The 18,068-nt window shown below is 55.7% G+C and carries 10 protein-coding genes and 1 tRNA gene; 5 read left to right on the top strand and 6 right to left on the bottom strand.

Annotation, left to right across the window (positions count from 1 at the left end; translation table 11 throughout):
- Positions 1 to 3 precede the first annotated feature (3 nt).
- The 5 genes from V3572_RS13845 to V3572_RS13825 all read left to right on the top strand — a co-directional run bounded on the left by V3572_RS13845 (position 4) and on the right by V3572_RS13825 (position 7,543).
- Positions 4 to 2,856 (top strand): DUF927 domain-containing protein, encoded by a 2,853-nt coding sequence (locus tag V3572_RS13845; RefSeq protein ID WP_332111602.1) that lies wholly within the window; start codon positions 4 to 6, stop codon positions 2,854 to 2,856.
- A gap of 394 nt (positions 2,857 to 3,250) precedes the next feature.
- Positions 3,251 to 5,521 (top strand): AAA family ATPase, encoded by a 2,271-nt coding sequence (locus tag V3572_RS13840; RefSeq protein ID WP_332111601.1) that lies wholly within the window; start codon positions 3,251 to 3,253, stop codon positions 5,519 to 5,521.
- Positions 5,522 to 5,532: 11 nt separating this feature from the next.
- The gene (locus V3572_RS13835) at positions 5,533 to 6,072 is read left to right on the top strand and encodes a conjugal transfer protein TraD (RefSeq protein ID WP_332111600.1); all 540 of its coding nucleotides are present in this window, start codon (positions 5,533 to 5,535) and stop codon (positions 6,070 to 6,072) included.
- A complete protein-coding gene (locus tag V3572_RS13830) occupies positions 6,072 to 6,869 on the top strand; it encodes a hypothetical protein (RefSeq protein ID WP_332111599.1) in 798 nt (265 codons plus the stop codon). Before V3572_RS13835 ends, V3572_RS13830 begins: the two co-directional genes overlap by 1 nt.
- Entirely contained in the window at positions 6,866 to 7,543 is a 678-nt protein-coding gene (locus V3572_RS13825) for a DUF6753 family protein (RefSeq protein WP_332111598.1), read from the top strand. Before V3572_RS13830 ends, V3572_RS13825 begins: the two co-directional genes overlap by 4 nt.
- 105 nt (positions 7,544 to 7,648) lie before the next feature.
- On the opposite strand, the gene V3572_RS13820 is transcribed toward V3572_RS13825, so the two are convergent.
- From V3572_RS13820 to V3572_RS13795, 6 genes are all read right to left on the bottom strand, one after another.
- Positions 7,649 to 11,626 carry a hypothetical protein gene (locus V3572_RS13820; protein WP_332111597.1) on the bottom strand — a complete coding sequence of 1,326 codons (3,978 nt, stop codon included), beginning with the start codon at positions 11,624 to 11,626 and terminating at the stop codon, positions 7,649 to 7,651.
- 157 nt (positions 11,627 to 11,783) lie between these two features.
- Positions 11,784 to 12,500 carry a hypothetical protein gene (locus V3572_RS13815; protein WP_332111596.1) on the bottom strand — a complete coding sequence of 239 codons (717 nt, stop codon included), beginning with the start codon at positions 12,498 to 12,500 and terminating at the stop codon, positions 11,784 to 11,786.
- The gene (locus tag V3572_RS13810) at positions 12,497 to 15,538 is read right to left on the bottom strand and encodes an HsdM family class I SAM-dependent methyltransferase (RefSeq protein WP_332111595.1); all 3,042 of its coding nucleotides are present in this window, start codon (positions 15,536 to 15,538) and stop codon (positions 12,497 to 12,499) included. Before V3572_RS13810 ends, V3572_RS13815 begins: the two co-directional genes overlap by 4 nt.
- Positions 15,539 to 16,104: 566 nt before the next feature.
- Positions 16,105 to 16,181: transfer RNA gene (locus V3572_RS13805), tRNA-Pro, on the bottom strand.
- A 334-nt stretch (positions 16,182 to 16,515) separates the two neighbouring features.
- Complete coding sequence (locus tag V3572_RS13800) at positions 16,516 to 17,391, bottom strand: TPM domain-containing protein (RefSeq protein ID WP_332111594.1); 876 nt, start codon at positions 17,389 to 17,391, stop codon at positions 16,516 to 16,518.
- Positions 17,392 to 17,406: 15 nt separating this feature from the next.
- Positions 17,407 to 17,982, bottom strand: a complete 576-nt coding sequence (locus V3572_RS13795) for a LemA family protein (RefSeq protein ID WP_332111593.1) — start codon at positions 17,980 to 17,982, stop codon at positions 17,407 to 17,409.
- Positions 17,983 to 18,068 lie beyond the last annotated feature (86 nt).

The following is an 18,068-nucleotide window of genomic DNA, read 5'->3' as shown; positions in this document are numbered from 1 at the left end:
GCCATGAGCAACCCAGCTATCGAATTCCGAGCCGTCCTCGAAGCTGCGGGACTTATTCCCGTGGAAATCATTGGTGATGGCGCGATCCACCGTTGCGGCGTTGCAGGCAAGGAGAAGGGCAAGGACGGGGCCTATCTTCTTCACCTGGACAATCCTCCCTCTGGGTGGTGGCGAAACTACCGAACGGGCCAGGAAGGAACCTGGACAGCGCGCAATGACCAACCAGTCACTCCAGAAGAACGCCGACGACTGCAGGCCCGCATCGAGTCCGACAAGGCGAAACGCGTTCAGGACGCAACCCGGAAGCATGCGCAAGCGGGTCAAAAAGCAAAGCAACTCCTTGCGGGATGCGCCCTCGCCACAAAGGACCACCCCTATCTGAGTCGTAAAGGGGTTACGTTCGTCGAAGGAATCAAGCTGGCGCGAGATGGGCGGCTCGTGCTCCCGGTCTATGATGCGACCGGGGACGTCATGAGCGTGCAGTTCATTGCGAACGACGGACTAAAACGCTTTTTGACCGGCGGAAGGACCAAGGGCGGATACTTCCCCATCGAGGGGAGCGAAGGGCCGCTCTACATCGCCGAGGGATTCGCCACCGCGGCGAGCATCCATGCCGCCACAGCGAGCACAGTCTTTGTCGCCTTCAACGCCGGCAATCTGGAAGCCGTGGCCGCCATGGCGCGGGCCAAGCATCCGCAGCGGGAGATCGTCCTCTGCGTGGATGACGACCGCGAGCAAAAGGACAATCCTGGCCTAACAAAAGGCGTCAAGGCGGCGCAGCAAATCCGCGGGCTGGTGGCTTTTCCCACCTTCGCGGACCGGCGTTCAGGAAACGACTTCAACGACTTGGCCCTAGCCGAGGGGTTGGACGTCGTTCGCGTTCAACTCGCCAAGGCGCGCGCCCCGGATTCAACGTCACCCGCGAGCGTCCTGCCGCATGGCTTCGAGGAGCGCAAGGGCGGTATCTTTTTCCTTGCCGAGAACAAAGACGGGGACATCACCCCGGAATGGGTCTGCTCGTCGCTGCGAGTCCTCGCGCTGACCAGGGACGCCGACAACCAGGAATGGGGCCGCCTGCTCGAAGTGGTCGACCCGGACGGCGCCGCGCACAAGTGGGCGCTCCCGATGTCCATGTTGTCCGGCAACGGCGAAACCTACCGCGCGCATCTCCTTTCCCTTGGCTTGCGCTTGGTGCCCGGCGGCAAGGGCAACAATCGTCTCCATATGCTCTTGTCGTTGGCGCGACCCGAACTGCGGGCGCGTTGCGCCTCCCGGATCGGCTGGTTCGGCGCGCGGTTCGTCTTGCCCGAAGGAGCGATAGGCGAAGACCAGGGTGAGGAGATCATTTTACAGGGTGTCAGCGGTGACAATCCCTTTCGAGTCTCAGGAAGCATCGACGATTGGCGCCGCGAAATCGGGGCCTACTGCGTCGGAAATTCGCGCCTGATCCTGTCGGTTTCCTTGGCGCTGGCTGCGCCCTTGCTCTTCCTGACGAACTCGGAAAGCGGGGGATTCCATTTGGTCGCGGGATCATCTCTCGGCAAGACAACCGCCTTGGCCGTGGCCGGGAGCGTTTGCGGTGGCGGAGGGCTGAACGGGTATATCCGGCAATGGCGGGTCACGAGCAACGGCCTCGAAGCTGTCGCCGCCGCGCATTGCGACACGCTTCTCTGCCTGGACGAGCTATCCCAAGTCGCCGCCCGCGAGGCGGGCGAGGCCGCGTACATGCTCGCCAACGGGACCGGCAAAGCCCGCGCGAATCGCAAAGGCGAAGGACGCAAGCCTGCCGCGTGGCGCATCCTGTTTCTTTCCACAGGCGAAATAAGTCTGGCGGACAAGGTGCGCGAGGACGCAAACGGGCGCGTCGCCGCAGGACAGACCGTGCGCGTCGTGGATATTCCGGCCGATGCGAGCGCGGGGTTCGGTCTATTTGAGACCCTCCACGGCTTTCCCGACGGAGGGAGTTTTTCCCGACATCTCAAAGAAGCCTCGCAACGATTCTACGGCGCGCCCTTGCGGGCTTTCCTGGAGCACGTCGCCGCCCATCTCGATACGGTTCCGGGCGCGATCTTGGCATTCATGCGCAACTTTTCGGAACGGCATTGCCCCCATGGCGTAGACGGGCAGGTGCGGCGCGTGCTTTGGCGCTTCGCCATGACCGCCGCGGCGGGAGAGCTTGGCGCGAGCATCGGGGTGCTTCCTTGGCCCAAAGGAGAGGCTGAAAACGCGGCGCTTGTTTGCTTCCAGGCCTGGCTCATGGAACGCGGCGGCCTGGGCGCGTTGGAGACGCAAACCGCGATTTCACAGGTCAGGGCGTTTATCGAGACGCACGGCGCCAGCCGTTTTCAAGACCTCCACGGGGAAGACGGGCAGCGCATCGTCAACCGCGCGGGTTTTCGTCAAACCGTAGACGGGCGACTGCGGTATTGCTTTTTCTCCGAAGCCTTCAAGCGCGAAGTCTGCGCCGGGTTGAGCGTTGCGACCGTCTGCAAGGCCCTGCTCGAGCGTGGACTGCTCGTCTCTGAGTCAACTCGCCATACCTTGACGGTCAGAACGCCGGAAGGACGAATGAAGTGCTATGTCGTCACCTCCGCAGTTATGTCCGGGGACGGCGGGGACAGCGAGGACATCCCCGAAGATGCAAAGCATTCTCTGTCCCCATCGACGACCTTGCGAGAGGGGACGGCGGGGACAGACCCGCGAGAGCGCGCCGCTCGTCCCCGTTGTCCCCAGCTCCAGAACGAGCCCCGGGGACAACGCAACACACATGATTTCGCGCCTGTCCCCACGGTCCCCATTGTCCCCGCAAAAAATGGCGACAGCAAAATGACTTCTTTCATGGCGGAGAATGGATAATGCACGCTCTTTCAACCTCACGCCTTGAACAAGGCCTCCGCCAATTTCGTCGCCATGCGTTTTTCGTGGGAAACGGAGCGATCAATCCCCAACTTTCGACCCCATTACGAATGACGCCTCGCAAGCAGGCGACGTTTTGCCCTCGCATCTGGCGGTCAATTCGTACGATGCTTTTCCACCGCCCGAGTGAAACGAGAGCAGACGCGATCAATCCCCAAATCTCGAACCCATCACGAATGAAGCCTCGCAATCCGACGACGTCTGTCCCTCGCATCTGGCTGGCAATCCGTTTGATGCCTTTCCAACGCCCGAGTGAAACGAGGGCAGACGCAATATACATTTTATCCTTCGGAAAAATGATTGCGCTCTGCGAGGCAGGAAGGAGAAACGGAAAATGGCGATAGCCTTTGCCAGAATGGAAATTATTTCCACCCGCGACGGCGGATCGGCGGTTGGGCTTTCCTCGTACCTGAACCGGGATCGAAAAATACAAAACTCGACCGGCAGGCAATTCGACTTCACTGAAAAGCTCGCGGACGGGCCGAACGAGTTCGTCCATTCTGAGTTTCTTGCGCCTGAACGACTCAACCAAAAATGGACTTCCAGCGAAACGCTCTGGAACGCCGCAGAGGCCGCCGACCTGAAAAAGGACGGGACCATCAAGGCGAACGCCCAGATTGCGAAGCACATGGTCTTGGCCCTTCCGGCAGACGACGGTCTTTCGCGGAAGGACACGCTAGAATTGGCCCGGAAATTCGCTCAGGAGCATTTCGTCAAACACGGCGTGGCCGTCGAAATGGTCATCCATGACAAGGGCGACGGCAATCCGCATGCGCACCTACTCATCTCCACCCGCACCCTTGGCGAGAATGGCTTCGGACCAAAGGCAAGACATCTCAATCCCGGATTCGCCAAGGGAAAACACGTCCTGCGGAAGGATGCTTGGGGCCAGGAATGGGCGAATTTCCAGAACGGCTATTTCAAGTTTCGTGGTCTGGACGTCGAGGTGGATGCAGTCGGCAAGGCCAGCCAGAAGCACGTCGGCCCGGTTTGGCACCAAAAAGGCGAGCAGGCGGTCAAGCGGGAGATCAATGAGGGCATCCGGGCGGAAAACGCCGAACTCACCCCCGAGGAAATGCTCACCCAACTGACGTGGAACAAATCCATCTTCAGCGAACGCGACATTGCCCGCCTGATTTCCAAGATCGCCGACACGCCCGAAGAAAACGCCACACGCAAGGATGAACTTCTTTCCCAGGAAACACTTGTCAGCCTCTACGACCATGAATCCGGGAAGTTCGCGGGCTTCACCACACGGGAAGTCCTTGAACAGGAAAAGCGCGTCATAGACATGGCCAGGGCCAGAAGCCAGGACATAGAACCTCCACCACGACCGGAAGCCGTCCAACGCGCTCTCCTCTCCCGAACCATGGACCCTGAGCAGGAGCAGGCCTTCCGACATGCCATTGCGCCCGGCGGTCTTAAAATCATCGAGGGCCGGGCAGGGTCCGGCAAATCTTACACCATGGGCGCCATCCGGGAGGCATACGAGAAGTCCGGCTTCCGGGTCGTGGGCCTCTCCCCGACCAACACCGTTGCCCAGGACATGAAGAAGGATGGTTTCGCCGAGGCCGGTACCGCTCATTCCGCCGTCTGGCATCAGGAGAAAAATGCCCGAGCCGAGAAATGGGGCAAGAAGACCGTTCTTCTCGTGGACGAAGCGGCCATGCTCGATACTGAGATCATGGAGAAGGTCTTAGCAAACGCCGACCGGGCAGGAGCCAAGATGATCCTGGTTGGCGACGACCGGCAACTTGCTTCCATTGCCAGAGGCGGCATGTTCACTGAATTTCGCCATAAATTCGGGTCGGCAGAGATAACCAAAGTCCGCAGACAAGAGGCCGACTGGCAGAAGGAAGCAAGCGCCAACTTCTCCGAAGGCCAGTTCCTCGACGGCCTCAAGCGCTATCAGGAGCGCAAAGGTTTTCTTCATTGGCTTCCCGACGCCGCAAGTCAGAAAGAAGTACTTGTCAGGGAATGGACCAAGGACATGTCGCGTGATCCAGCCCAGGCGCGCTTCGTCTACGCTGGAACCAACGCCGAGGTGAACGAACTAAACATGCGCTTGCGGGACATCCTGGCGAAGCGCGGTGACGTCATCGGCAACCATGAGTTCGAGACCTGCAAGGGAACGCAAGCCTTCGGCGTTGGCGACAGAATCCAATTCCACGGCACAAACAAGCAGACCGGAATCTTTAACGGCTCGCTTGGGACGATCAAATGGATCGACGGCGACAAAGTTCACGTCCTCACCGACGCGGGCAATGAAGTCGCTTTCAACGCCAAGGAGTTCAAAGACTTCGCCTTGGGCTATGCCGGAACGGTCTATCGCGGCCAGGGCAAGACCCAGACAACCGTTTACTGCCTGCATGGCCGCAACTGGGAATCCCGCACAAGCTATGTGGGCCTGACCCGTCACAAGGAACGGCTCAAGTTTTTCATCGACCAATCCCACACCAAGGACTTGCGCGTCCTGGCGATCCAGATGGGCCAGAAACGCGTAGCCAGGGCCAGCATCGGCTTTCGGCCTGAATTCACCGTGAAACGGGTTCTCCAGAAAGAACGCGTGAGAACCAAAACACGAGATTTCGATATTGGTTTTTAAGGAGGAAACGCATGGCAAATGTAAAAATTACCCCGGAAGAACAACTCGAGCGCGCTTTGAAGCGTAAAAATCGCGCAATAGCCGCTGAGAATAGAGCCAAGGAACAGCTCCGGAAAGCCGAACAGCGGGTCAAATACGAGCTTGGAGGACTGGCAGTCAAAGCAGGATGTAAAGGAATCGACCTTAAGACGCTCTTTGGCGCCCTGTGCTTTACCAGCGCAATGCTACGCATCCATCCCGCACGAAACAACGTTCAGGAGTATTTTCAACGCGTTGGTTTCGCCGCATGGGAGCGGTTTGAAGTCGAGAAGGATCTCAAGTTTTTGAAAGACCTTTCGGAAGAAGAACTCACCGCGATTTTGTCAGAGCTGCTTGAGTTGATCCAAATGCATCCTTTCCCCAGCAACGACCATGCAACCAGGCCAGCGCCCGCGAGGCCTTCTCAGCAGCCCCAGACGCAGCGCCAGACGCCCAAGATTGAACCCAGGCAACCGGCAGGCCGTCCTCTCACTCCTTCGCCAACACACGCCGGATTCGACGAGGAGGCATAATGCGACGCGCAATCTTCGTACTCAGCCAGAAAGGCGGCCCCGGCAAGTCAACCTTCTCCCGCGCCCTGCTCGACGTTCTCAGGTACGGCAAAAACATAACCGTTGGCGCGTTCGATGCGGATGGAAACGTCGGCCAACTTCTCCAGTATTATGGGGAGCGCGGTGAGAATGGCAGGCTCATCCCGGATCAAGACCCAGTCCGAGGCGTTTTTCCCTTCGACATCCGGGACAAGGTTGCGCGGGATAACGTTGTCAACGCCCTGGACCTTGATGCGGATGTTCTTCTCTTCGACCTGCCGGGCGGCGCGGTTGATAGTCTCACGACCATCATCAGGGCGGAAAATGGCATTCAGGCGCTCGTCCAGGAATACCGAGACGCAGGCGTAGCCATCACTATCGTCATCGTCATGTCCATCGTGCACGCCTCGGCGAGCAATGTCGTCAAGACTATCAACCTCTTCGGCTCTGACGTCGATTATGTGGCCGTGAAGAACCTCTTTTTCGGCGCGCCGGAAGACTTTCTGTTTTTCGACGGCTTCACCGACGTCCAAGGGAACACGGTTGGAGGTCGGGGCAAGGCTCTGCTTCATCAACATAGAGGGGAAGTCATCGCCATGCCTCAGCTTCGAGGCCGGGAATACGCCCTCCTTGACCTTTACAGCCTCGGATTCAGTCAGGCCTTGAAATCCCCGTTTCTTCGCCGGGCAGAACGAAGCAACGTCTTCCACTTTCTTGAAGGATTCAAACGTGTCGTAACCAACGCGGGGCGGCTTCTCGGCGTGAAGGAGGACATATGACTTTTCTGGACAAGCTGCTTCAAGGACTCCCCGAGGATGTTAAGAACCACGTCCAGCGCGTTGTCATCAACTACGAACTCGACCCGAACAACCCGGAAATCCTTCTGGCCGTTCTTTGCGGGCATATTGAATCAATCACAGGAAAGATTCCTGCCAAAATCGCAGCGCAAATTGATCACTCCGCCAAGATTGCGGGCGACATCGCAGAGAAAAACATCGAGCAGCGCGAACGGGAAATTCAATCCCGACTGGTGAATTTTGTCGTCGAGAACTCTGAGAGAGTTTTGAGCGCTAGGATTCAAACGAGCCGTTTCAGGTGGTTCTGCGTCGCCTGTGTATTTACAATTCTGCTGGCGGGAGGCTGTCTGTATGGGGGGTACGAATGGGGCTTCGGGGAGCGTGACGCAGATTATCGTGTTGAGCTTGAAAGATTGCCAAAAACCGCTGCATGGGTAGCAAATGCGATCAAATCCGAGAAAGAGTTTGAGCTTGTGAAGTGGTCATTATCTGATGATGGTAAGCTTGGACATCGTTTCTCAGCATTAAATGGAGGAATGTCAAAATTTTTTGATTGCTATTCTAAAGGCTCCTTGGAATGGGAAAAGAATCGAAAGGTTTGTTATCCTCGGGATTCAAAAGGAAGCATATACGGCTGGGTTGTTGATATAAAATGAAGATCAACGGGACTGACAACTTCAGAAATATACTGAATGGTAATTCCAGACAACTCACTTATATGCAGCGACTCAGCCGTTGATTTACTTTTACATCTTGCCCTCCTACTCTTCAACGTTGCTCTTTATATAGTGAATCACTTCAGCGCAGATGGCTTGGTCGCCAAGATCGGCAATCGTTGCATCATTGACTTTAGTAGGCGTGCCATCCAAAGCCCAAGCTACCGCCTCATGCCCCTTAGGCAACATTGCCGCTATCTCCTCGGCAACACCCCGATCACGACCTGTTAGCGGCCAGACCATGAGGAGTAGAAGCACTCGGCGCTTAGAATTAGTCGCCAGCTCTTCCGCCGCTGCACGAACTGCGGAAATGGCTCCACGCCAACCAGCCAAAATAGCCAGAACGCATGCCACCGGCTCATAGTTTGTAGTTAGCAGGCGGGGCGATATCTCGTCGATGACGAGTTGATCGATCTGTTCTCCCGCCTGAAACAGTGCAAATGCTGCCGAAGATCGAATCCACGGGCGACCCGGCTCCACCGCAAGGTCGAAGAGCTTCTTTTGAATTGTGGTCCCGGACTTCGCCAGCAACCGGAAGATGGCGTTGCGCACATCTTGATCTGATGTGTCGGTCGCTATGGCGAATAGAGCATCATTGTCTCTGTCATCAAGCGGGATAATATCGGAGAGTGCGGAAATAGCGGTTCGCGCAATCGGATAAACATGGTCGTTGTGACCGTAGAACATTGTATCCTTCGCCCACTGATCACCCGCCAACTTGATCAAAATATTTTTGTGCGCGGCATTCGGCTTAGTTTTGAGGATCTCCACAAGCGTTCTCCGGACGGGGCTGGCGCGGTGTGTCGCGAGACCCAAAAGACGCTCTGGGAGCGGCGCAGTTAGTGGGGATGCGACCTCTTTCAGCGCAAGTGCAGCGACATATGCGAATCGATGATCGAGAGCCGCTTCAACCTTTCCTGTAATCCCATGACGAATTGCGGCTTCAATGCCGAGAACGGCGACTTTTGATTCATTACTCACCTCAAGCGCCCAGCAGACATCGCCCTCGATCGGCATAGGAATACTTGCGTCGAGCTGTAACCGGAGTGTGCGCACCTGATCGCCAGCATCAGAGATCGCCGCAAGAATATCACGTGCGGGGGCAGAGAGATCAAAGGATTCCTCATTAATAATGGCTAGTTCCGCACGGCAAATCTCATCAAACGGCGGAGGCAACTGTTTCATGGCGACTTCGGCAACGGCAGCCTGCTTTTTGTAGTCAGGTGAATGACGGCGGCGCTGTAGCTCAACGATCAGACGACCGATCTCAACCAAACGACTCGCCGCCCTTCGCTCAACAAGGTCAGCCACGATGAGGGGAAAGACCTTGGAATCATGCTTAAGTAAGCATGCCAACGCAGCTTTATCGACGTGAACATCATCAGCTCCTTCGCGGATTCGAGCTTCGAGAGTCCGAAAATACCGGGGGTCCCACCTCGCGCTTAGCGCCCGCCAAAGGTCATCCTCGTCTCTCGTACCATAACCGGCCTCAAAGGCTCCGGCTAACTCTTCGCTGTCCAACACACCTATCCGGGACAGGTCGGCGAGAGCGCGGAGCCAATAGGGGCGCAGCATATCGACGTGAGCATGGTGTGCGATGCGTCGCCAGCTATCTTGCTCACGAACATGTTTAACATAGGCTTCAAGGAACTCACGAGCGGTATAGCCATCGTCGTTTTCACCGATGTATTGCGCATAGTCGTAGCTGTAAACATCGTTGGTAATATCGAGATGTATTGCGGCGGCCTTCCGTATTTCTTCGCCAGTGGGCGTCAAAACTTTCACGGCTATATCAACAATCTCTTCAAATCCCGCAATATCATTCAGAGCTCCGTGTGCAACTGCAGCATGTGAGGCTATGTAACCGTAATGGACGATCTTTTTTGCCGCATCGAGAAATGCGACAGTCAATCCTGAAGAAAGTCGGGCAATCTCGTCAGCGAATGTTTGGGGATAACCTATCCGATCTTGTGTCAAAATTGTAATGATGAAGGCTTCGAGCAGCGGCTTGGTCGATGGGTCGTTTGCCCGCGCACCATACCATTCATCGTTATATTTCTGTTTGTTCCAACATTTCATGCCGCCGAAAGATTTGTCGGGACGATGCAAGAGAAACCGCGCCGTTTCTGCCCCGTTGCTCGCTGATGATCCTACGCAAGCAGCTAATTCGAGATGGGTTTCGAAGTTTTTCCCGCCCTCGGCAAGCCTTGTCTCCAGCCAGGCATCAATCTTGGGAACCGCGTCAACGCTGGGCTTTACTCCGAACTGATCGGCTGCGCGTGCAAGGATGCGAGCGGCAGCCCCAGCTCCCCAGCGCACTCCAGGCCCAAAGTTTGAGACAAGGTGATCAATCAGTTGGTTTAAAGTGCGTCGGACGACCTGCCGATGATTGTTGAGCGTCCGTATAATGCCAGCTTCGACTCGCGGATGGTAATAGGTGACAATCCCACCTTCGCTCTGGCGTAGGTTGCGGGCGGCGACGAAGAAATCGACGAGCGGCGAGACTCCCTTCTCCATTGCTGCGTCCATGTCGGCGAGATGATCCTCGATTTCGCGAAGAAGCGAACGCGCGAACTTATCGTTTGCGGTGAGCAATGCCCAGACGATAGCAGCCGCGCGGACGTCGTCACGCTCCTCGATTTGTTCGATGACCGTCTGCTCAATTGAGTCTTGATGGGAGTGATCGATGGCCGCTGCCACAAAGGCCTGCGGGTCTTTAAGTCCGCCGCGTTCCTGCGTGCGCATTGCATCGAAGAATTTTTGAATCTCGAGCGGCGTTGCTAGTTTGTCGAGCACCTGAAGCTCAGAGCCTCGAGCAAGCTTCTGCAAATCGCGCGGCAACGTATCGATCCGACTGCGATAAAGATGTTGCCGCTCACATCTTCCATAATTCTCAGCTTCGAGTCTGACGGACCAAGGTTCAACCGTTCCAAGAGTGCCTGACTCCTGCGCCACATCTAACCTCGAAGTTGCGAGGATCATTCTGTCGGGCCGGGCGGTCGCAAAGAAGCTCCCAAGTTGATCATTCCATGGACGACTATTCGGGTCGAAGTCGAACCGTCCCCAGGGATCTTCGATGTCATAAAGAACCGGTGGAGGCGTCGTGTCGTCGCGCAGCTGAGAAGGGCCGTGCCGAATCAGCACACGTGTTAGGCCGGGTAGTTCCATGCGTAGCTCGTCATAGAGCATCTTGGTCGCTAGCGTCTTGCCCGTGCCGGATTGGCCGATGATGAGGGCCGCAGAGTTTTTAGCCATTGCGGCACGCAACTCATTCCAATTGTTTGGATGGATATAATGCTCAAGCTCTGGCGCGCTTGCGAGATAACCTTCGTGCTTCCTGATGACTTCTGTGAGTTCCTCGCACTTCCAGTGTCCGCCTCCCGCCCGCATAATTCTAGCGCGAGCGTCCTCACGCAGCTTGGTGCGGCAAGCGTTTAACAATGCATTGGGAACACGGCAGCCCTCGGTAAGGAGGCGATTGATGTCCCCGCGTAGGCGTTCAGCATCTTGGCTTGCGATGATGGCAACACGGCCAGAGATGTCGTGAGCGATGCCTTTTGCGATAGTAATCGGCATCGCGCCAGGCTTGGGCCATGTCCCTGGTTGGCGCCGATTTAGTTGTCGCGCAGCCCCGTTGACGCTTGCGCTGGTTACCAGGAGATAGCGAGAATTGGGATCTTTGAGCCGATTCGCTGCTGATATCCGGGTGTCACTGCCATGCTCAAGCAATGTTTTAAGAGTCTTTGGGGTCCAGGCATCGCCTCCACGTAGTTTCGCCTGTACGATGAGTGTATAACCTGGCATTGGCAAACGACTCACGAGCCGACCTGGCTCGGAGTCGGTAAGTGTGATCTCCAAATCTTCCTGAGTTGTGGGCTCCAGGATGAGTTCTTCTGCCGATTGGGAAATGAGGACTAAATCGAGCGCCAGCCAGACCGAAACATCAATTTGATATTCGTAACCGGCGAGTGAGTCCGCGCCTGCGCCTCTGCCATACGTTTCCGTTTGGTCGATCTTGGTCACGCCGTGCGCCTCTCATCACGATGCTAGAGCAGAGTGGTTGATGGTGGCTAATGGTCCCCTGTCAAGATATTGATTTAGATTTATAGCCCCCAGACGATCATCTATCTGCCGCAAATGTTTTTCGGACCAACCTCGTCTCAATTATCATAATCGATATTTATGAGTGAACCCAGAGGTGCCAAATAGCAATATTCCCCGGTGTATTCCCACTCTGAGTTTCATGAACGTAGAAGAAAGAACGCCCATGTATCGACTTTGCAGCGTCAGGTAAAGCCGGAAAACATTTTTGAGGAAGTGTAACTACTGAGTAGTCCGGTGGTGACTTCGCCATCGCCGATGCGAGGAACGGATGGAGATGATGGGCGATGGATGCACCGTCCCTCACGTAGGCCAGCATCATAGCCTCACGGTTTGTCCACGCATAGTCACCTCGTATGAACCGAGCTAATCCGTCTCGGCAATACATGTCGGCAGTTTTTCTCTTCGGCCTATCGATAAGCTTGCACTCAACAATCAACGGAAACAGGTGCTGCCAACCTGTCAGAGAAATTTGGATATCCGGCCTCTTCTCAATACAGCTCGCGTTGAAATTCATCGTCTCGGTACCACGCGAAACCGCTCGAACCATCAAGCTAGCCAGAGGATCATCACCAACCAAATGATTTAGGCGATGAACCATCAACGCGTTGATATCCTTCTCTTCGCCACCGGAGACTGCTTCAGGATGATCCGCTTTTATCCCCTCGTAAGCTCTTTGCAGTAGTTCAAGGATAAATGCGATGTGTGCTGGATCAAGAGCAGGCAAAGGCAATTCCTGCCCGCGAACCAACTCAGAAAGATGGTCTTGCTGCAACCCCGTAACCAGTTCGCTCATGCTGACAGATGCCCCCTGAACAACTCTGGTCGGGTCCAGATGATACGTTGAGCGGCAAGGCGGGCCTGTGTCTCGCTCCAATATCGAGCTTGCGCAAGGAGCAGCATAACCAAACGTTGAGCACCCTCCTCGACGATGATTTCTGTTGCGTTCATCCGATCAGCAATCGCAGTAAATACCAGCGCATCAGGGGGGGGGGTATTGATTATGTCTTTTCTTTCAACCTCTCTGCCGAAAACTACATGCAGCGCTCGCCATGGTGATAATTGCTGACCATCTACGGGGACAACGCGTACTTTACGTTGGAAGCGCTGAGCGAACCTCGTAAGCTCTGTTTCGAGCGTTCGGCAATAGATTTCAATCTGCTCAATTGATGGTGCCCTTTGAGCCATTTCTCGATTTGCAGCGTATGGGAGATTAAAGTTTAAGGTATCATTTATAACAGTGAGATCACGCTCACAAAGTCCATACAGATTTGCCACCCAAGCATCGACTTCAGGCCAGACCTTCTGCCCCTCTCTCTCCAATCGCGCAAATAAATTTTCTGCTTCCTTAACAGAACCTGTATCCAGCGTTTCAAAGGGCGGAATTGGTATTTCTTCCACAATTGACTTTTCAACCACCTCACGTTCGAAGCCGAACTCTCCGCTTGTAACTAAAGCTATCCACATCGCCACACGACTGCCAAGGACAAGCGCAAGGTATCGAGTTAGGCTCAGGGCGTTCGAAATTCCCTTTGCGCTGAAACCATACCAACTCTCACTATAAACAATGTCGTTATCACAAATCGAAATATGAATGCGCTGCATATAGGCAGGAGGCGATTTATGAATTAACAAAAGTGGCCCGCTGTATATTTCGCGCTTCCGTTTATAATGAAGACGTGGGGTTTGAAAAGGAGGCAAGTGTTTAATATCGACAACGAGAGGCTGCTCTTTCTCTCTACCTAAATGAGGAAGGCCATACAGATCAGTTGCGTTGTCCCCAACTTGACCATTTACTTTTCTCCTACTGCTTCTACGAAAGTTCTGATAGCCGTTCCCATGCGCTAAACCATGTTCACTCCAGCAGCGCTTAAGGGTTGTAAATTTACCTAGACGTATTCTATCAATCAAAGAGATGTCTGCTTCGCTCCCGCGAAACAGAATTTTCAACGTTTCTGGTCGTTCTCTCAAATCCTGCGGACGGACAACATAGGCGTTGGTTGGATCGACTCTAAAAACGCCAGCATTGTTGAAACTCTTCTCGTATCGCGGTGTTATCATGCGGAATCCAGAGGCCGCATGCGCTGGCCGGTTCATCGCGAAGAGCAAGCAGAAAGGAGCCGAAACACTCGGCCAAACCTTGGTCTGCCGAAGCTCAGAACCGTTGATGATTGAGGTTACGTCAAGCGCTTCGAGGAGATTTTGCCGAGCTAGCGGCATACCCTCTCCCTGCTGAAAGAGAAAGCGCGCATGCAAGGCGAATACAATCTGCGCTCCGGGTTTTGCCCAACGCATCGCCCGCCAGACAAACGGTAAATCAAGGACTTCGTTGGGCAAAGGCGGCGCGGCTATGCCGTCGCCAAGTCGAGTCCGGGCGACAGTATGAATCTCAGCAAGCAGGAGGCTCCAGTCTTTTAGCCCGGTCGAGCTAGCCCAAGGAGGATTTCCGATGACAAGGTCATATTGGCCGTCATGTTCAGCGCCAACCATCGGCCCCAGACTTCCCAACTGCTTCGCTTCAGGATGAGCCTCATCAGTGACGTCTATTGGCCGGTACAGGACGGTGTTGCGCAAATTGTCGAAATGGAGCTTGTCCACCGGCAAAGGATCGGGATCGAGTTCAATCGACAGGAGGTAGAGACCAAGCGCGCAAAACCGCAGAGCTGCCTCATTGATGTCAAATCCGCATACCTGCTTGTAGAGGATTTCGCGGAGTGTCGCCGTATCAGGTCGCTGCCCTTCGGCTCTCCAGCGTGCAGCGACGAGTTCACGAAAGGCAGCCAGTAAAAATACTCCCGCGCCAGCTGCGGGATCCAATACGCGCGCGGAGGCAGAGACCCCCTGGGCATCCAGTCCACGAAAAGCGGCTGAGACCATCAGGTTCGCGATTGAATGTGGCGTATAATAGCCACCTTCACGCTCTTGCTGTTTCGGTGCATGCTTGCGGAGATAGTACTCGTAGGCTTGACTCAACACGCCAACCGGGATGTGTGAAAAATCAAGGTTGTTCCAGCGCTCTTCCCAGCCCAGAAATAACTGACCACCTTCCGCTCGACGTAATATATTTCCAAGAACACCACATGTTTCCACTGTGATCTGCGTAAATACCGCATCTGACAGTGGCAATAAATCTCCATTGAACGTTTTATCAAGCCAAGCACAAGAATGACGGACGAATTCTGGGGTGTCAAAGAGGTTATGATCTTTATGTATAGGATCACTCCCTCCGACAGTGCCGCCAATAATATATTCGATCGGAGGCAATAAGTCCCGATCAGCAAGAAATCGCATGAAAAGAGCTCTGCCAACCAACGATATCGAGTCTTCACCAGAGAGGCTGGTAGTTGTTTTGAGCGACGATATTGCCTGATCAAGCAACTTTAAAATAATACCGGTGATCCAGGTTTTGTTATTAATTTGCGCAGCCGGACGCAGATTTCCAAGACGCGCGAAGGTCAACCAGCGTTCATCCTCGGCAACACCTATGTCGACCAGAGCCTTTTGGGGCGAGCAGCTATCGAGAGCGATACGGTATACATCCAGCCGCCCAGGATAAACAACACCGAGATAAGGCGCATCGCCACGCATTGCGAGAATACGCCGAACCCGGCCGAGACGTTTAAAATCCCCGTCAAGCCGATCGCCATCCACGAGAAAAACGAGGGGAGCCCCTTGCCACTCATAGACTCCTTCGACGAGGCCCAAATCCTCGTCGTGGCTACGCGCCATCAGAATGGTCGAGTAGGCAAGCAGTTCTGGAGCTGGGGTAGCGAAGGCGTGAAGGTTGGCACGATCAGCACCCAGCGCGCCCAAGGTGTCGAACAGACCAATCATACGCCTGCTCCCAATCGGAGAGGAGGGGTCGAGTAGGGAGCATTAAACTCCGAGAGGATGTCGAACGCTTTCATTGATCGAAGTCCAATGGTTCCTGTGGGCCGCCTAGCTGGTCGAGGCGTACCTGGCCGTATAGCTTTTTGCCGCCAGAACCACCTTCGAAATCACGGTTCGAAAAACTTGTCTTTAGAGCCACTACAACAACCGCCGCTGCAATAATTTCGAGATGCCTGGAAACCCTGCCAAGCGGCCGCGATTTGGAGCAAGGTTCGAATTCAATTCAATCAATTCGGCAAATGCCCTGATGGTTAGCCCCCCCGTGAGAGTGCTGAGAAAACGTCTCATAGCTATCAAACCTAAAGCCCAACCACATAATTTTATAATATATTCGCACATAAAAGCGTGTGTGGCAATCCAGAAATCGGGATAGCTTGGCGGTCAGTTCGTTCAACATTGCAACTATACGTCCGGCAAGGGCTTTTTAAATAAGCGGGGCCATAGCGGGGCCAAACAGTCCAAAACGAGAAAAGGGGCTAAGCCTGTTTGGCTTAACCCCTTGAAATCTCTGGTCGGGATGAGAGGATTTGAACCTCCGACCCCCTGAACCCCATTCAGGTGCGCTCCCAGACTGCGCTACATCCCGACGAAGGGGCGTTATTAGACCCCCGGGCGGGCCTTGTCAAGCGTCAGATCCCCGCTTTGCCATGGAGTCGTCGCAACCCGCCAAGAAGATATGATAAAATCTCGTCACATGCCCGGGCGGCACCCCGTTGTCGGGTCCGGCAGGCGGCTTGGCCAAGCCTGTGGCCATGCTTGTGCCGATCCGTTCCCTGGACGGCGTGGTGCGGATTCCCCCCAGAGACAAGACCGGAACGTGTCGGCGCGCCGGGGCCGCGAAAGCCGTCTTGACCCGCAGCACGCAAAAGCCCCCAGGCGCGTCAACGTCCGGGGGCCAGGGCGCGTGGAAGGCGCGCAGATCACCATTTGCCCGACGAGCCGCCGCCGCTGAACGAGCCGCCGCCGCCGGAAAAACCTCCGCCGCCGCCGGAAAAACCTCCGCCGCCGCCGCCCGAAAAACCGCCGCCGCCCGTGCCGCCCCGGCCGCCACGAAAAATATACGGCGCGAGAATGCCCAAAACTACGCCCACCAGGGCCATCACGATGGTCATGGTGATTCCGGAGGCGACCACAAACGCCAAAATCCCCATCCCCACGCCGCCAAGTCCGGCCCGGATCATGGCCGGCAAAAACCGCAGGATGGACATGAGCACCAGGCAGATCATGGCCCCGAACATCAAATACGACGTTTCATCATCAAGCTCGGAGGAGTCGCCCGCGGAACCGTCGCCCGTATATTCCCCGCGCACCGCGGCCATGATCTTTTCCACGCCCTGCTGCACTCCCGTATTGAAATCGCCCTTCTTGAACTCCGGAACGATCACATGGTCGATGATCCGGCCGCTCAGGGCGTCCGTCAGGCGCCCCTCCAGCCCGCGCCCGACCTCGATGCGGACCTCGCGGTCACCCTTGGAAACCACCAACAGCGCCCCGTTGTCCTTGCCTTTCTGGCCGATGCCCCATTTCTGGGCCGTCTTTATGGAGAAACCCTCAATGGTGTCCCCCTCAAGGGACGGCACGGTCAGCACCACCACCTGGGTCGAGTCCGAGGCCTCGAAGGCCGCCAACGCGCTTTCCAGGCGCGTGACCGTGTCCGGGGACAATATCCCGGCCATGTCGTTGACCCGGCCTCGAAGCGGCGGCACATCCAGCGACCAGGCCGAACCTGCCGCCAGCACCATGCCCATCACCACAAGCAGGGCGGCGAGACGCGGCATACGCAGCTTGCCTTTCATGTCAGCCTCCGGCGCTTAGTTGAACTTCACCTTGGGGGGCGTAGCCGCCGCTTCCTCAGCCTTGAAGTATTCCTTGGGCGCCAGATGCAGCAGCAGGGAATTCGTCAGCGAATTGGGAAAGGTCCGAATCGACGTGTTATACGCCTGCACGGCCTCGTTGAAACGCTCCCGGGCCACGTTGATGCGGTTCTCCGTGCCCTCCAGCTGATGCTGTAAGTCCAGAAAATTCTGATTCGCCTTCAAATCCGGATAGTTCTCCACCACGGCCAAAAGCCGCGCCAGCGCCGACGACATCTCCGATTGGGCCTTGACGAAACTCTCCACCGCATGGGCGTCGGACAGCGCGTCCACGGACAGCTTCATCTGCGTGGCCTTGGCCCTGGCGTCCACCACGGCCTGCAAGGTGTCCTTCTCATGGGCTGCGTAGCCCTTTACCGTCTCCACCAGATTCGGAATCAGATCCATGCGACGCTGCAACGCCGACTGCACGTTGCCCCAGGCCGCGCCAACGGACTCGTCGTTTTTCTGCATCTCGTTGTAGCCGCAGCCCGATAACAACATGATCGCTAAAATTCCTGCCCAGAGTTTCATACGCGCTCCTTTTGAGGGAGAGGAGAAGGGGTTGCGACTACAATGTGACGAAGAACACGAGTGTTTAACTTGGTTAAACGATCGAA

This window comes from Desulfolutivibrio sp. (assembly GCF_036584575.1).
GTDB lineage: Bacteria > Desulfobacterota > Desulfovibrionia > Desulfovibrionales > Desulfovibrionaceae > Desulfolutivibrio.
The sequence above is the reverse complement of the archived record's forward strand: the minus strand, read 5'-3'. Positions and strand labels throughout refer to the sequence as shown.

Coding starts and splice junctions, on each gene's coding strand:
- V3572_RS13815 (WP_332111596.1), bottom strand. CDS start 12,500: ATGAGCGAACTGGTTACGGGGTTGCAGCAAGACCATCTTTCTGAGTTG.
- V3572_RS13840 (WP_332111601.1), top strand. CDS start 3,251: ATGGCGATAGCCTTTGCCAGAATGGAAATTATTTCCACCCGCGACGGC.
- V3572_RS13795 (WP_332111593.1), bottom strand. CDS start 17,982: ATGAAACTCTGGGCAGGAATTTTAGCGATCATGTTGTTATCGGGCTGC.
- V3572_RS13845 (WP_332111602.1), top strand. CDS start 4: ATGAGCAACCCAGCTATCGAATTCCGAGCCGTCCTCGAAGCTGCGGGA.
- V3572_RS13830 (WP_332111599.1), top strand. CDS start 6,072: ATGCGACGCGCAATCTTCGTACTCAGCCAGAAAGGCGGCCCCGGCAAG.
- V3572_RS13835 (WP_332111600.1), top strand. CDS start 5,533: ATGGCAAATGTAAAAATTACCCCGGAAGAACAACTCGAGCGCGCTTTG.
- V3572_RS13825 (WP_332111598.1), top strand. CDS start 6,866: ATGACTTTTCTGGACAAGCTGCTTCAAGGACTCCCCGAGGATGTTAAG.
- V3572_RS13800 (WP_332111594.1), bottom strand. CDS start 17,391: ATGAAAGGCAAGCTGCGTATGCCGCGTCTCGCCGCCCTGCTTGTGGTG.
- V3572_RS13810 (WP_332111595.1), bottom strand. CDS start 15,538: ATGATTGGTCTGTTCGACACCTTGGGCGCGCTGGGTGCTGATCGTGCC.